Source organism: Methylobacterium nonmethylotrophicum (genome assembly GCF_004745635.1).
Classification (GTDB): Bacteria; Pseudomonadota; Alphaproteobacteria; order Rhizobiales; family Beijerinckiaceae; genus Methylobacterium; species Methylobacterium nonmethylotrophicum.
The window spans coordinates 410296-423363 of record NZ_SRLB01000001.1 but is presented as its reverse complement, the minus strand read 5'-3'; the positions used below and the strand labels follow the sequence as shown (position 1 = coordinate 423363).

At 73.4% G+C, this 13068-nt stretch carries 16 protein-coding genes and 1 tRNA gene; 6 read left to right on the top strand and 11 right to left on the bottom strand.

The annotated features are described in order from the left end of the window. Nucleotides 1–269 precede the first annotated feature (269 nt). Complete coding sequence (locus tag EU555_RS02015) at nucleotides 270–527, top strand: hypothetical protein (RefSeq protein ID WP_135412757.1); 258 nt, start codon at nucleotides 270–272, stop codon at nucleotides 525–527. A gap of 128 nt (nucleotides 528–655) precedes the next feature. On the opposite strand, the gene argE is transcribed toward EU555_RS02015, so the two are convergent. From argE to EU555_RS02000, 3 genes are all read right to left on the bottom strand, one after another. After that, nucleotides 656–1858, bottom strand: a complete 1203-nt coding sequence (gene argE / locus EU555_RS02010; RefSeq protein ID WP_135412756.1) for an acetylornithine deacetylase — start codon at nucleotides 1856–1858, stop codon at nucleotides 656–658. A gap of 162 nt (nucleotides 1859–2020) precedes the next feature. After that, on the bottom strand, nucleotides 2021–2362 hold the full coding sequence (locus EU555_RS02005; RefSeq protein WP_135412755.1) for a DUF1491 family protein: 342 nt from the start codon (nucleotides 2360–2362) through the stop codon (nucleotides 2021–2023). Nucleotides 2363–2476: 114 nt separating this feature from the next. Continuing rightward, complete coding sequence (locus tag EU555_RS02000; protein ID WP_135412754.1) at nucleotides 2477–2680, bottom strand: hypothetical protein; 204 nt, start codon at nucleotides 2678–2680, stop codon at nucleotides 2477–2479. Nucleotides 2681–3104: 424 nt separating this feature from the next. Here EU555_RS02000 and EU555_RS01995 point away from each other — a divergent pair, with 424 nt between their 5' ends. Together EU555_RS01995 and EU555_RS01990 are read left to right on the top strand one after the other, a co-directional pair. Continuing rightward, nucleotides 3105–4271, top strand: a complete 1167-nt coding sequence (locus EU555_RS01995; protein WP_245524084.1) for an MFS transporter — start codon at nucleotides 3105–3107, stop codon at nucleotides 4269–4271. Between the two features lie 46 nt (nucleotides 4272–4317). Beyond that, nucleotides 4318–5367, top strand: coding sequence for a spore photoproduct lyase family protein (locus EU555_RS01990; protein WP_135412752.1), 1050 nt, complete (start codon nucleotides 4318–4320; stop codon nucleotides 5365–5367). 37 nt (nucleotides 5368–5404) lie between these two features. On the opposite strand, the gene EU555_RS01985 is transcribed toward EU555_RS01990, so the two are convergent. Further along, a complete protein-coding gene (locus tag EU555_RS01985; RefSeq protein WP_135412751.1) occupies nucleotides 5405–5713 on the bottom strand; it encodes an ETC complex I subunit in 309 nt (102 codons plus the stop codon). A gap of 25 nt (nucleotides 5714–5738) precedes the next feature. Next, a tRNA-Pro gene (locus tag EU555_RS01980) sits at nucleotides 5739–5815 on the bottom strand. A 174-nt stretch (nucleotides 5816–5989) separates the two neighbouring features. On the opposite strand from EU555_RS01980, the gene ruvA reads away from it, so the two are divergent. Beyond that, nucleotides 5990–6616 (top strand): Holliday junction branch migration protein RuvA, encoded by a 627-nt coding sequence (gene ruvA / locus EU555_RS01975; protein WP_135412750.1) that lies wholly within the window; start codon nucleotides 5990–5992, stop codon nucleotides 6614–6616. A gap of 18 nt (nucleotides 6617–6634) precedes the next feature. Here the strand turns inward: ruvA and EU555_RS01970 are convergent, their stop codons facing one another. The 6 genes from EU555_RS01970 to EU555_RS01945 all read right to left on the bottom strand — a co-directional run bounded on the left by EU555_RS01970 (nucleotide 6635) and on the right by EU555_RS01945 (nucleotide 10570). Beyond that, nucleotides 6635–6991 (bottom strand): DUF3088 domain-containing protein, encoded by a 357-nt coding sequence (locus EU555_RS01970; protein WP_135412749.1) that lies wholly within the window; start codon nucleotides 6989–6991, stop codon nucleotides 6635–6637. Between the two features lie 9 nt (nucleotides 6992–7000). After that, nucleotides 7001–7582, bottom strand: a complete 582-nt coding sequence (locus EU555_RS01965) for a cytochrome b (RefSeq protein ID WP_135412748.1) — start codon at nucleotides 7580–7582, stop codon at nucleotides 7001–7003. Nucleotides 7583–7709: 127 nt separating this feature from the next. Beyond that, nucleotides 7710–8480: a TetR/AcrR family transcriptional regulator gene (locus tag EU555_RS01960; protein ID WP_245524083.1), complete on the bottom strand. Its 771-nt coding sequence runs from the start codon at nucleotides 8478–8480 to the stop codon at nucleotides 7710–7712. Nucleotides 8481–8622: 142 nt separating this feature from the next. After that, nucleotides 8623–9456: a pyrroline-5-carboxylate reductase gene (gene proC, locus EU555_RS01955; protein WP_135412747.1), complete on the bottom strand. Its 834-nt coding sequence runs from the start codon at nucleotides 9454–9456 to the stop codon at nucleotides 8623–8625. Continuing rightward, on the bottom strand, nucleotides 9453–9956 hold the full coding sequence (locus EU555_RS01950) for a type III secretion system chaperone family protein (protein ID WP_048445402.1): 504 nt from the start codon (nucleotides 9954–9956) through the stop codon (nucleotides 9453–9455). Before EU555_RS01950 ends, proC begins: the two co-directional genes overlap by 4 nt. 284 nt (nucleotides 9957–10240) lie before the next feature. Further along, nucleotides 10241–10570 (bottom strand): accessory factor UbiK family protein, encoded by a 330-nt coding sequence (locus tag EU555_RS01945; RefSeq protein WP_135412746.1) that lies wholly within the window; start codon nucleotides 10568–10570, stop codon nucleotides 10241–10243. Nucleotides 10571–10818: 248 nt separating this feature from the next. Here EU555_RS01945 and EU555_RS01940 point away from each other — a divergent pair, with 248 nt between their 5' ends. Both EU555_RS01940 and EU555_RS01935 read left to right on the top strand, forming a co-directional pair. Further along, nucleotides 10819–11535 (top strand): response regulator, encoded by a 717-nt coding sequence (locus tag EU555_RS01940; RefSeq protein ID WP_135412745.1) that lies wholly within the window; start codon nucleotides 10819–10821, stop codon nucleotides 11533–11535. After that, nucleotides 11532–12908: an ATP-binding protein gene (locus EU555_RS01935; protein WP_135412744.1), complete on the top strand. Its 1377-nt coding sequence runs from the start codon at nucleotides 11532–11534 to the stop codon at nucleotides 12906–12908. The genes EU555_RS01940 and EU555_RS01935 overlap by 4 nt, the downstream gene beginning before the upstream one ends. Nucleotides 12909–13068: the final 160 nt, after the last annotated feature.

Here is a 13068-nt window from a genome sequence, read left to right as displayed (position 1 = left end):
TCGACTTCACCGCCCTGCTCGCTCCCGCCGGCAGGGCCTCTTTTTGCGCGCAAGGCCCCGCGGCCGCCCGCACGCCCGGAGGGCGACGAGGCCGCCGTGAGAGGCACCCGACGGGCGACGATGCCGCGTTGCCACCGGCCCGGATCCTTCCCATCCTGCCCATACGTCCTCGACGCCGCGCGGGGTCCGTCGCGGGCGGGACGGCGGCATCTCGTTCAGGCGTCCTCGGCGGAGATGGCCTCGGCCGGACGGTGAGGGGGGGATCGGGCGTGGAGGATTACCGGGCCGAATTGCTGCGCCAGGTCCGCCTCGGCGACATCGCCACCGGCGAGGCGGCGGGCGCCTGCCTGCCGGGCCTGCTGCGCCGGCTGCGCCACCACGAGGTGCGGGCCGGCGCCGCGCCCCACCCCTTCCGCCTGTACCATCTCTGGCGCCGCAACAGCCTGCGCCGGCAGGTCGCCGAGGCGCGCTGGCACGTCGAGCAGGGCCGCGCCGCCCGGATGGGCGAGCTCGCCTCGCGGCGCTGAGAACGCCCCGCGCCGTTCCAATCATGATCCGCCGGTCTCGCGCGACCGGTGCCGAAGCGGGGACCGCTCCGGCGGCGATCATGGTGCGAGAACGGGAGCCTGAGCCGCATCGCGCCGCGCCGGGCTGCTCACGCGCAGCTCTCCGCGATCAGCCGGCGCACGAAGCCCGCGCACTCGGCCAGCTCCGCCGTCTCGACGTACTCGTCGGCCTTGTGGGCGCGGGCGATGTCGCCGGGGCCGATGACCACCGAGGGGATGCCGCCGAGGCTCTGGAACAGGCCGGCCTCGGTGCCGTACGACACCTTGGCGTGGCCGTTGCGGCCGGCGAGCCGCTTGGCCAGGGTGACAAGGGGCGCGTCCGGGGCGATGTCGAGGCCCGGATAGTCGATCACCGGCTCGACCGCGATGCCGCAGGCGGGGTCGCGCGCCTGCATCTCCGGCACCAGCACGTCGTTCGCGTAGGCCAGCACCGCATCGGCGAGGCCGCGCGGGTCGTCCGCGGCGATCGCCCGGAACTCGAACCCGACGGTGCAGCGGTCCGGCACGATGTTGAGCGCGGTGCCGCCCTGCACCAGGGCGGTGAGCCCCGTCGTGTGCGGCACGTCGTAGAGGTCGTCCCGGGCGCCGTCGCGGGCGAGCCCCTCGGCGGTCAGCCGCACCCGATCGATGAAGCGGGCCGCGTACTCGACGGCGTTGACGCCGGCCGGCGCCAGCGCCGAGTGGCAGGCCCGCCCCCGGAAGGTGACCTTGGCGCCGTACTTGCCCTTGTGGCCGGTCACCACCGCCATGCCGGTCGGCTCGCCGACGAAGCAGCCGAGCGGCGCGATCCCGCGCGCGCGGAGATGGGCGATGAGCGGCCGGACGCCGAGGCAGCCGACCTCCTCGTCGTAGGACACCGCGAGGTGCAGCGGGCGCGCGAGGGGGGCCGCCGCCATCTCGGGCAGGAGCGCCAGGCAGACGGCCAGGAACCCCTTCATGTCCGAGGTGCCGCGGCCGTAGAGGCGCCCGTCGACCTCGGTCAGCCGGAACGGATCGTGGGTCCAGTCCTGGCCCTCCACCTGCACCACGTCGCTGTGGCCGGAGAGGACGTAGCCCGGCCGGTCGGCCGGCCCGACGGTGATCCACAGGGCCGCCTTCTCGCCCGTCCCGTCGACGACCCGCTCCACCGCGGCGCCGTGGCGGCGGCAATACGCCTCGACGAAGTCGACGAGGGGCAGGTTCGTGGCGGAGCTGACCGTCTCGAAGCCCACGAGCGTCGCGAGAAGCTCGGTGGCGAGGTGGTCCTTGGGATCGAGGAGAACCTTGGGATCGGGACGGGGGGACGGCGTCATGACGGGCGTGGCGACCTGGCGGAGGGAGGCGGGATCGGGACGAAGCGCGGCGCGTGCACGGCCGATGCCACCGCGCGACGGCCGTCGCGCCTCTTCCTTATGCCGCGTTCCGGAGAGCGCGGACAGCGGGCGCGACGCGCGTCCGGTACGGGGATGCCCCGCCTACTGGGTGAGATCGAGGAAGTGCCGGCCTTCGCGGTCGTCGATCTCGATGATCCACAGATCGGAGTCGAACCGGATCTCGCGGGCGAGCCGGGTTTCGACGTCGGGCGGCAGGGCCTCGCGCATCAGGGTCTCGAAGCGGCGTCCGCCCTGCTCGCCGCCCTCGAACAGGGACTGGGGCGCCGGGCCGTAGAGGTCGGCCCGCCCGTCGAGGCGGTCGACCTTGACGAAGATCGCTCCCGCCTCCGGCGCGCCGCGCCGGCGCTGCACCGCGCTCACCCCCTCGACCGCGCAGCGCCGCAGGTGGGCGGCGACCCAGAAATCGGAGCGCAGGCGGGCCATCGGGCAGGAGATCCTCGAGAGGGCGTCGGGTATCCGGGTGCCTCATAGGACAGCGCCCGATCGCGGGGCAATCGGGCGCTGCATCGGGCGATCGCTATCGGGTGCCGGCCGGCGTCACGACGCCGGCGCGGTGGCCGCGTCGAGGGCGGCCACGTCGGCCCGCTCGCGCCAGTCCTCGACGCCGTGCTGGCGGGCGAAGCGCAGGGCGGCGGCACGGACCGCCCGCTCCGGATCCCGGGCGCGGGTGATCTCCACGGTCCCGACGGTGAACGGGACCCCGAGGATCTGCTTGGCGAACAGCACGCGGTACTGCGACATCGTCCGTCTCCCTAGGCGATGGACCGCGTCGACGACGGAATGGGTACCCGCTCAAGGTTCCCGAGGCGACCTCGCCGCAGCCGATCGGCCGGGCCGGGTGCGGGGCGCCCCAACGGGATGCGCCCTGCCCACGAGGGAACCGATCGATCGCGATCGGAGGAAAAGTATCGGCGCCTGTCGCGCCGGAGCAAGCCCGTATTTCAGACTGCCCTCCTCTCCATGTGGCGATGATCTCCGCTAGCGGAAGGCGCCTCACGGGCGTGTGATCGCGGCGCGGTCTCCTGGCGTCTCACCCCGGCTGCCCATGCGCCTCCGTCATGTCCGCAGGGCGGGGCCGCCGTGCGGGGCTGCCCCGTGCGGCACCGCAAAAACCCGCTATCTCGTGCCGCACGAACCGCCCGACCGCGCTCACGCAGGACGCGTCATGCCTCCGTTTCCCGCCGCGACCCGCCTGAGCCTCGGCCTGATCGCCGGCGGGGCGGTGGCCAACATCTACTACAACCAGCCCCTGCTCGGCCTCCTGGTCCAGGCCTTCGGCCACGACGCCTCGGTGCTGGTGCCGACCGCGACGCTCGCCGGCTACGGCCTCGGGATCCTCGCCCTCGTCCCGCTGGGCGACGCCCTGCCGCGGCGCAGCCTGATCGTCGGCCAGCTCCTGCTGCTCGCCGCCGTGCTGGTCCTGGCGGCGGCGAGCACGAGCCTGCCGGTCCTGGTGCTGGCGGGCTTCCTGATCGGGGTGCTGTCGACGGCGGCGCAGCAGGCGGTGCCGTTCGCGGCCGAGCTGGCGCCGGACGCGGTGCGGGGCCGGGTCGTCGGCCAGGTGATGACCGGGCTGCTGCTGGGCATCCTGCTCGCCCGCACCGCGAGCGGCTTCGTCGGCGCCTTCGCCGGCTGGCGGGCGGTGTTCGCCGGCGCGGCCGGCCTCGCGACGGCGTTCGCCGGCCTCGCCTGGTTCGGCCTGCCAAAGGTGCGGCCCGCCGCGCGCCTCGGCTACCGCGCGCTGATGGGGTCGATCCTCGACCTGGTGCGGCGCGAGCCGGTCTTGCGCCGGGCCGCCCTGTCGCAGGCGCTGCTGTTCGCCGCCTTCAACGCGTTCTGGACCACGCTCGCGCTCCTCGTCGAGGCGCCGCCCTTCGGGCTCGACCCCGCGGGAGCGGGCCTGTTCGGGGTGATCGGGGCGGCGGGCGCGCTATGCGCGCCGATCGCCGGGCGCTTCGCCGACACGCGCAGCCCGCGGCCGGTGCTGATCGGCGGCGCGGCGCTGACGCTCGCCGCCTTCGCGGTGTTCGGGCTCCTCGGCGGCCGCTCGCTCGCCGCCCTGGCGGTCGGGGTCCTGCTCATCGACATCGGCGTCAACGCCGCGCTGATCGCCAACCAGACCCGGGTCTACGCCCTGGCACCCGGGGCGCGGGGGCGGATCAACACCGTCTTGTTCACCGCCATCTTCACCGGCGGAGCGATCGGCGCCTCGGCCGGGACGCGGGCCTTCGCGGCGGGCGGCTGGCCGGCGCTCTGCGCGGTCGGCGGCGCCTTCGCGGCGGCGAGCCTGCTGGTGCCCCTGCTGGAGCGCCGCCCGCGCCCTAGGTCCTGAGGAGCCCTCCAGACCGAGCCCGCCCCTGTCCAGCGCCGCCGCCCGCCTGCTCGCCATCGACACGATCTACCTCGAGCCCGCCGCGACGGAGCACGCCCGCGGCCGCGAGATCCTCGACCGGTTCCCGGACGCCCGGCGGATCGAGGTCGCCTCGCACTGGAACATCCCGGAGCTGCACGGCAATGCCGGCTCGGTCGAGGACTGGGTGCGGATCAAGCGCTCGACCCTGGTGCTCGGGGTCAAGAAGGGACTGACGTCGCGGCCGAACGGGCGCAGCGCCCATTTCATCGCGCCGTCGAGCTCCAACGGCTGCGCCATGGCCTGTGCCTATTGCTACGTGCCGCGCCGCAAGGGCTACGCCAACCCGATCACCCTGTTCGTCAACACCCCGGCCATCGGCCGGGCGATCCGCCGCCACGCCGCCGCGCAAGGCCCGCTCCCAGCCCCCGACCAGATCGACGACCGGCTCTGGGTCTACGACATCGGCGAGAACGGCGACCTCTCGGTCGACGCGCTGGCCTGCGACAGCGTGCGGGACCTCGTGGCCTTGTTTCGCGACGTCCCGAACGCCAAGGCCTCCTTCGCCACGAAGTTCGTCAACCCGGACCTCCTCGCCTACGCCCCGGCGGGCAAGACCCGGATCCGGTTCTCGCTGATGCCCGAGCGGATCGCCCGGGTGGTGGACGTGCGCACCTCACCGATGCCGGAGCGGATCGCCGCGATCGACGCGTTCGTGGCGGCGGGCTACGAGGTCCACGCCAACTTCTCGCCGGTGATCCTCTACGAGGGGTGGGAGGAGGACTGGCGGGCGCTGTTTCGCGCCCTCGACGCCGGGATCGGCGCGGCCGCGAAGGCGCAGCTCAAGGCCGAGATCATCTTCCTCACCCACAACGCCGCCCTGCACGCGGTGAACCTGCGCTGGCACCCGAAGGCCGAGGCGCTTCTCTGGCGCCCCGACATCCAGGAGACCAAGCGGTCCGAGGGCGGGATGGAGAACCTGCGCTACCGCACCGGCTGGAAGGGCCGCTGGCTCAGCCGGTTCAAGGCGCTGCTGGCCGAGGAGCTGCCCTATTGCGGCGTGCGCTACGCGTTCTGACGGCAGCCCTGGCTCCGCGTCACTGCGGTGGGCCCGGTCAGTGCGTCCAGGGCGCGGTGCGGTTGTACTTGAAGTTGTCCGAGTAGGAGAGGCCCTTGCGCAGGGGCTGGTGCGGCTCCTCGACCCGGTAGGCGATCCCCTCGCGGGTGGCGTAGGCGATCGCCTCCTCCTTGGTGTCGAACTCGAGCCGCACCTGCTGCAGCATGTCGGAGGACGAGGTCCACCCCATCAGCGGCTCGGTCTCCCGCGGGCTCGCCTGCTCGAACTCCAGCGTCCACTGCTTGGTCCGGGCGAGGCCGGACTGGCTCGGATCCTTGGCAGGGCGGAAGATGCGGGCGGTCGACATCGCGGGCTCTGATCCGTGGAGTGGATGGTCGGGGCGGCCGGATTCGAACCAGCGACCCTCTGGTCCCAAACCAGATGCGCTACCAGACTGCGCTACGCCCCGACGCGTTCACGTGCTCCCGGTTCGTAGTGAAAATCCCCTCGAGGCGCAAGACGAGTGCCGCGGCTGCGGCCGGGCGCGAAAGCGCCGCATCGGCGCGCCTTGTGGGCGCGGGCCCCGGGGGTTAGGGCCGGCCGTGGGGCCCGTCCTGGCGGCCCGCCGGAGACGTCAGAGGCGATGATCGGCAAGCTGAAGGGGGTGGTCGATTCCTACGGCGAGGATTTCGTCATCCTCGACGTGCACGGCGTCGGCTACGTGGTGCATTGCTCGGCCCGCACGCTCCAGCGCCTGCCCAGCCCCGGGGAGGCGGCCGACCTCGCCATCGAGACCCACGTGCGCGAGGACATGATCCGCCTCTACGGCTTCCGGTCCGACGCGGAGCGCGAGTGGTTCCGCCTGCTCCAGACCGTGCAGGGCGTCGGCACCCGGGTCGCCCTCGGGGTGCTCTCGGTTCTGGAGCCCGGCGACCTCGCCACCGCCATCGCCACGGGCGACAAGGGCGCGATCGCCCGGGCGCCCGGCGTCGGCCCGCGCCTCGCCGCCCGGCTGGTGGCGGAGCTGAAGGACAAGGCCCCGGCTTTCGCCCCGGTCGACCCGGCCCTGATCCAGCTGACCGGGGCGGTGGAGGCCAACACCGCGCCCCAGCCGGTGGCCGACGCGATCTCGGCCCTCGTCAATCTCGGCTACCCGCAGGTCCAGGCCTCGGCGGCGATCGCGGCAGCGCTCAAGAGCGCCGGCGAGGGCGCGTCGGCCCTCGAGGCCAAGACCCTGATCCGGCTCGGCCTGCGCGAGCTGGCGCGCTGAGGGCCCGCAGGCTCTCGCTCAGGGATGCGGCTCCGGGAAGCCGTGGCGCCGGTGCAGCGCCTGCAGGATCGCGTCCTTGTCATCCACGAAGCGCAGGCTGCCGTGGCGGCCGGTCGCCAGGATGTCCGGCGCGTCCGGAGCGAGGACGAGGAGGGGCAGCGACTGGTGCGCCTCCCCCACGAGGGCGACGAGCGCCCGCCGCGGCCGCGGCCAGGGCAGGCGCGTCACGTCGAGGCGCCGCGCGAGGTCCGGGAAGCTCCCGAGGACCCCGTCCAGCAGGGCGCAGTGCCAGCAGTAGAACCGGCGGCCCGGATAGGCCGGGTCGGCGAAGCCGGGCTCCAGCAGGAAGAGATGGTCGCGGCCCGTGTCGCTCACCGTCCCGGCTCACACGTCCTGGCGCGGCAGCATCCGGTCGAGGAGGCCGTCGCGGCGCACGACCAGATGCCAGGCCGTCGCCAGCACGTGCAGCACGACGAGCGTGTAGACCGCATACTGGCCGGCGAGGTGGACCTGGTCGGCGAGGTCGGCCAGGTCCTTGTTCTTCTCGATGAAGGGCGGGATCGGGAAGAGGTAGAAATACTGGATCGTGCTGCCGAAGGCGGCCGAGAGCAGGAGCCCGCTCAGCGGCATCAGCAGGAACACGAGGTACAGCAGCCAGTGGTTGATCCGCCCGAGGATCGTCAGGGCCCGGGGCACGTAGACCTCGGGCGGTGCCGGGTGCCAGGCGCGCCACAGGATGCGGACGGCCACGATGACGAGAATCGTCAGGCCGACCGACTTGTGCATCTGGAAGAAGAAGCCCTTGGACGCGGAATCCCGCGGCAGGCTCACGGCGATCCAGGCGAGCGGCAGCACCGCCAGGACCAGGGCGGCGGTGAGCCAGTGCAGGGCTTGAGCGATTGCGGTGTATCGCGGCTGCTCGACGCGGGCGATCTTCACCGGCGCGCGGGTGGACAAGTCGAGCATCCGAGACGTTCCCCAGGGTCGCGTCGTCGCCACGGCCCGGGGACGATCGCGCCGACAGGCTAGACTGTCGGCTGGGCGCGGTCACCCTGGAATATCCCGAAAAGTCGGGGATAGACGCCGGGTGGCGTCAGATCGCCGCCGCCGGGTCGCCGCCGAGGGGGTTGCCCTCGTCCTCGTTGCGGGTGTCGCGCCGGCGCCGGCGGCGCCCGCCCCCGGCGAGCGACTGGGCCAGCGCCCGGAACGGCGCGGTCAGGCGGCGCACGTCCTCGGCCCGCTCCATGAAGCGCTCGCCGTTGCGGATCTCGCGGTCGAGGGCCGCCATGGTGCGGGCGAGCGCCGGGTCGTCGTCGTCGAGCCACGTCTCCATGGTGCGCGCGAAGGCGATCACCACGCCCTGGAGCTTCAGGCGGCCCAGCGGCCCCTCGGTGCTGATGCCGGCCGAAGCCAGCATGAAGCGCTGCGAGTTGAGCGCCACCTGGTTGAGGGCCGCGAGCGACAGGGGATCGCCGCGCAGCGCGAAGGCGATGCGGCGCAGGGCCGGCTTGTAGGGATCCATCGCGTCGAGGCGGCGCATCAGCACGTCGAACAGCCGCTCGCGGGTCGGCTCGTCCGCGAGGTCGTCGCTCGCGCCCTCCAGCACCTGCTTGTCGATCATCCGCGAGAAGCCGCCGAGCACCGCGCCCTTCGACGGGTAGCAGTCGCGGAACTCGGCGAGGCTCACGCCGGCCTCGCGGGCGATGTCGGCAATCTCGATGTCGCTCCAGGGCTGCTCGGCGGCGAGCCGCATCAGCGCCTCGACGATCGCCTCCCGCGGCGGCAGGCGGGCGGCTTCCGGCTGCGCGCCGGACGTCGCATCGTCAGACGTCTTGCCGTCGGACACCTTGGGGGTGCGGGCCATGGATGGACGCTCCGATACCGGTTGAGGCGGACGGGAGGGCGAGACAGGCCGTCCCGGGGCGGATCGTCCGCCCTTTTCCGCTATCTAGGTATCGTCCGCATCTCCGGGCAGGGGCCGCGGCGACGCGCCCGCCCCGGGCGCGTCAGCCCGCCAGCTCCTCGGCCCGCCGCTTGGCCGCCGCCACGGCGTCACGCATCAGGGGCTCCAGGCCGTCCGCCGCCATCAGCACGCCGAGGGCCGCCGCCGTGGTGCCCCCGGGCGAGGTCACGTTCCGGCGCAGGGTCGCCGCCTCCTCGGGGCTCTGGCCGAGGAGTTCGCCCGCCCCCGCCACGGTCTGCCGGGCGAGGCGCCCGGCGACCTCGGCCGGCAGCCCGGCGGCGACGCCCGCCGCCGCCAGGGCCTCGGCGAGGAGGAAGACGTAGGCGGGCCCGGAGCCCGAGACCGCCGTCACGGCGTCGATCAATTCCTCGCCCTCGAGCCATTCGACGAGGCCGACGCCTGCGAGCAGCGCGTGGGCGGTGCGGCGCTGCTCCTCGCGGGTCTCCGGCGAGGCGGCGGCACCGGTGGCCCCGCGGCGGATGCTCGCCGGCAGATTCGGCATCGCCCGCACCACGGCGCGCGCGCGGGGCAGGCGGGTCTTCAGGTCCGCGATGGTCTTGCCGGCGAGCACCGAGACCACGAGGGTTTCGGGTCCGACGAGCGGGGCGAGCGCCGCGGCGGCGGCCTCCAGGCCCTGCGGCTTGATCGCCAGAACCAGGGCCTCGGGCTCGGCGGGCGAGGCCGGATTGAGGGCGACGCCGTGGGCGGCGCAGAGCTCCGCCATGGCGGGCGCCGGGCTGGGGTCGATCACGGCGACACGCGCGCCCGGCAGCCCGTCGGCGAGCCAGCCCTCCAGCAGGGCGCCGCCCATCTTGCCGGCGCCGACCAGGACCAGCGAGGCCGGGAGGGAAGCCTTGCCGGGCGCCGGCCCGCTCACGCCTCGCCCTCGGTCTCGAACAGCACGGCGTCGAGGGCCTCGCGGGCGGTCTTGCCGGCCCAGATCACGAACTGGAACGCCTGGAAGTAGCGCTCGCAGGCCTCGACCGCGGTCTTGAGCATCGTCTCGCACTGGCCGTGCGTCGGCTCGGCGCCGCCGGTGAGCAGGAGAGCGTGGCGGAACATCACCACGTGCTCGCTGTTCCAGAGGTCGAAATGGCCGACCCAGAGCTGCTCGTTGACCAGGGAGACGAGCCGCAGCACCTCGTTGCGCCGTCGCTCCGGCACCTTCAGGTCGAAGGCGGAGGCGACGTGCAGCGCCTCCACGTCCTCGATCCACGTGAAGGCGACGTGGTACTCGGCCCACTGGCCGGCCACCGCCACCGACATCTCGTCGGTCTCGGCCCGATCGAAGATCCAGTCGCGCAGGGAGGCGAGGCGCTCGACGACATCGAGCGGGTGCTCGGCGCGGGTCAGGTCGTCGATGTTGAGCTGGGTCATGGCGATCCAAGTTTGGCTCGTCCGAGCGGGAAAAGCTGCGTCAGCGGACGCCGCGGCGTGTCGTCTTCAAGGCAGATCGCGACCCGAGCACGGTCAGGACGTGCAGGCGATAAGCTCAGTTTCCGACTTGTCTTCCCCCAGAGCGGCTGCGAATCAGTGCGTCACCCACTATAGCCCGGGCGAGTCCGCGGACTCAAAGCGGAAAGCCGAGGCGCCGGCGGCACGCCGCCGGCTATCCACCGAAGCTTCCTGTGCACAAGGGCGCACGGCAGCCGGCCGGGCGGTCAGGCCGTCGCGGTGCCGCCGGAGGCCGCGCCCCTGGCCTTGGCGGAGGCCGGCTTCTCGGACGGCTTGGCTTCGGACGGCTTGGCTTCGGACGGTTTGGCCTCGAGCGCCGCGACGCGGGCCGCGAGCGCGTCGTTCTGGGCGCGCAAGGACGCGACGAGGTCGCGCAGCACCTCCACCTCCTCGCGAGTGGCGACGTCCATGTCCCGCAGCATGCGCTCGATCTGCGCCTTGACCATGGTCTCGGCCTCGCGGCGCACGCCCTGGGCCGCGCCGGCCGCGTCGGTCATCAGGCGGGCGAAGTCGTCGAACAGGCGGTTCTGCTGCATGAGGATCCTCCGGGGCTGGTCCCGGCGCACAGGTTTAGTGCATTTCGCGGCCGAATGGGCCCCGGTCCGGGCTCCCCTTCGCGCGGAAATGCGGCACCATCACGAAGGCCGGCTGGCCCGCGCGGCACGGACGGCGATGCCGCAGGTGTCCGCCGGTTGCGCGACGATGTCGCGTGCCGGGTCCAGCAACACACGGATGCATATTGATGGCTTCAAGCAAAACCCTGTCTCGGGCATAAGGCGGGACCGTGAGCACGACACCGCACATCCTGATCGTCGAGGACGATCGCGAGATCAGCACGCTGGTCGCCCGCTATCTCCGCGGCAACGATTGCCGCGTCTCCATCGCCGGGGACGGCCGCGAGATGGATCGGCTGCTGGCCGATTCCCGCGTCGACCTGATCGTGCTCGACCTGATGCTGCCGGGGGAGGACGGGCTGTCGATCTGCCGGCGCCTGCGCGCCGCCTCCGGCATGCCGATCCTGATGCTCACGGCCAAGAGCGAGGAGATCGACCGGATCGTCGGGCTCGAGATCGGGGCCGACGACTACCTGGCCAAGCCCTTCAACCCGCGCGAGCTGCTCGCCCGCATCCGGGCGATCCTGCGCCGCGGCGCGGCGGCCCAGGGCCGGGACGACGAAGGGGTGCGCCGCCACGCCTTCGCGGGCTTCGTGCTCGATGCGGGCCTGCGCCAGCTCCTCAACCCGGAGGGCGCGCAGGTGGCGCTCACCGGGGCGGAGTTCGACCTCCTGCACGCCATGTGCCTGCGGCCGGGCCGGGTGCTCTCCCGCGACCAGCTCCTCGACCTGACCCAGGGACGCGCGCCCGGTCCGTTCGAGCGCAGCATCGACGTGCTGGTGAGCCGCATCCGCCAGAAGATCGAGCGCGACCCCCGCAACCCCGAGATGATCAAGACCATCCGCTCGGGCGGCTACCTGTTCACCCCCGAGGTGGTGTCGACGTGACCGGGCGGGGGCCCCTGCCCAAGCGCATCGCCGGGCAGCTCGCGCTGCTGGTGGTGGCGGCGATCGTGGTGACCAACCTCGTGGTGACCGTGGCCTTCGTGCTGCTGCGGCCGGAGCTGCGCCGCTCCGACGAGCGGCCGAGCGCGCTCGCCAACCGCCTCGTCACCGTCGTCCACATGGTGGCGGCGGCCCCCGCGGACGACCGGGCCGACGTGGTGGCGGCGGCCCGCCACAGCGCCTCGGCCCTCCACCTCACCCTGCTGCCCTCCGACACGCCGAACGCGCCGTCCCCGTCGAGCGCCGACGTGCCGGAGATCACCGGCCTGCGGGCCGCCCTGGGCGCGGGCTACGGGGTCGCGGCGGAGCACATGCCGGCGGGCGCGCTGCATCTGCGCATCGCCGGCCCCGACGGCCTGCAGCTCGCCGCCGACCTGCCGCCCCTGCCCCTGCCCCACCCGCCGCTCACCAGCGCGGTGCTCATCACACTGGTCTTCCTCGCCCTCTCGCTCACCCTGCTGTCGATCTGGGCGACGCGGGCGCTGACGGCGCCGCTCGCGCGGCTGGCCGAGGCGGCGGAAGCCTTCGGCACCGCCACCGAGCCGCGGCCCCTGCCCGAGCGCGGCCCCGAGGAGGTGCTGGCGGTGTCCCGGGCCCTCGGCCGGATGCGCGACCGGGTGCTGCGGCTGATCGACGACCGCACCCACATGCTGGCGGCGATCAGCCACGACCTGCGCACCCCGATCACCCGCCTGCGCCTGCGGGCGGAGTTCCTGGACGACGAGGCCCTGCGCCGGCAGTTCCTGCGCGACCTCGACCAGATGAACGCGCTGGTCGAGGCGGCCCTGTCCTTCGTGCGCGACGGCCAGTCCCGCGAGGGCCTCGGCCTCGTCGACCTCGCCTCGGTGGTGCAGACCGTCTGCGACGGCTTCGCCGATATCGGCGAGGCGGTGCGGGCCGAGGAAGTACGGGACGAGGACCTGCGGCCGGCCCTGGTCCGCGGCTCGTCCGGCGAGCTGCAGCGGGCGTTGACCAACCTGATCGACAACGCCGTGAAATATGCCGGCGGCGCTACCGTGCGCCTCGTCGAGACGGGCGCGCAGCGCGTCGCGGTCGAGATCCTGGACGAGGGGCCGGGCATCCCGGAGGAGGAGCGCGCCCTGATGCTCCAGCCCTTCGTGCGCGGCGACCGCGCCCGCACCCTCAACGAGGCCGGCGGCTTCGGCCTCGGCCTGTCGATCGCGAGCGCCATCGCGCAATCGCATGGCGGCGTGTTCACCCTCGAGAACCGGGTGCCGCAGGGCCTCTGCGTCCGCCTCGAACTGCCGCGGGCCGCCGGCGCGGTGCCGCGCCAGCCGGCGACCCGGGCCGCCTGACGAGCCGCGGCCCGAAACATCCGGCCAAGATGTAACCCGCCATTGCGCCATGCTGCGGCGCAACGGCCGGAAACGCTCGGCCTCCGGCGGCGCAAGAACTCTTAAGCTTCGGGGGCGGCAGGCTGGCGCGCGTCGGGGACGGTCGACCGTCCCCGCCATG

What these genes read in the sequence shown, in the direction of transcription:
- EU555_RS01995 (WP_245524084.1), top strand. Translation starts at nt 3,105, where the DNA reads ATGCCTCCGTTTCCCGCCGCGACCCGCCTGAGCCTCGGCCTGATCGCC.
- EU555_RS01950 (WP_048445402.1), bottom strand. Translation starts at nt 9,956, where the DNA reads ATGACCCAGCTCAACATCGACGACCTGACCCGCGCCGAGCACCCGCTC.
- ruvA (WP_135412750.1), top strand. Translation starts at nt 5,990, where the DNA reads ATGATCGGCAAGCTGAAGGGGGTGGTCGATTCCTACGGCGAGGATTTC.
- EU555_RS02000 (WP_135412754.1), bottom strand. Translation starts at nt 2,680, where the DNA reads ATGTCGCAGTACCGCGTGCTGTTCGCCAAGCAGATCCTCGGGGTCCCG.
- EU555_RS01965 (WP_135412748.1), bottom strand. Translation starts at nt 7,582, where the DNA reads ATGCTCGACTTGTCCACCCGCGCGCCGGTGAAGATCGCCCGCGTCGAG.
- EU555_RS02005 (WP_135412755.1), bottom strand. Translation starts at nt 2,362, where the DNA reads ATGGCCCGCCTGCGCTCCGATTTCTGGGTCGCCGCCCACCTGCGGCGC.
- EU555_RS01985 (WP_135412751.1), bottom strand. Translation starts at nt 5,713, where the DNA reads ATGTCGACCGCCCGCATCTTCCGCCCTGCCAAGGATCCGAGCCAGTCC.
- EU555_RS01960 (WP_245524083.1), bottom strand. Translation starts at nt 8,480, where the DNA reads ATGGCCCGCACCCCCAAGGTGTCCGACGGCAAGACGTCTGACGATGCG.
- EU555_RS01945 (WP_135412746.1), bottom strand. Translation starts at nt 10,570, where the DNA reads ATGCAGCAGAACCGCCTGTTCGACGACTTCGCCCGCCTGATGACCGAC.
- argE (WP_135412756.1), bottom strand. Translation starts at nt 1,858, where the DNA reads ATGACGCCGTCCCCCCGTCCCGATCCCAAGGTTCTCCTCGATCCCAAG.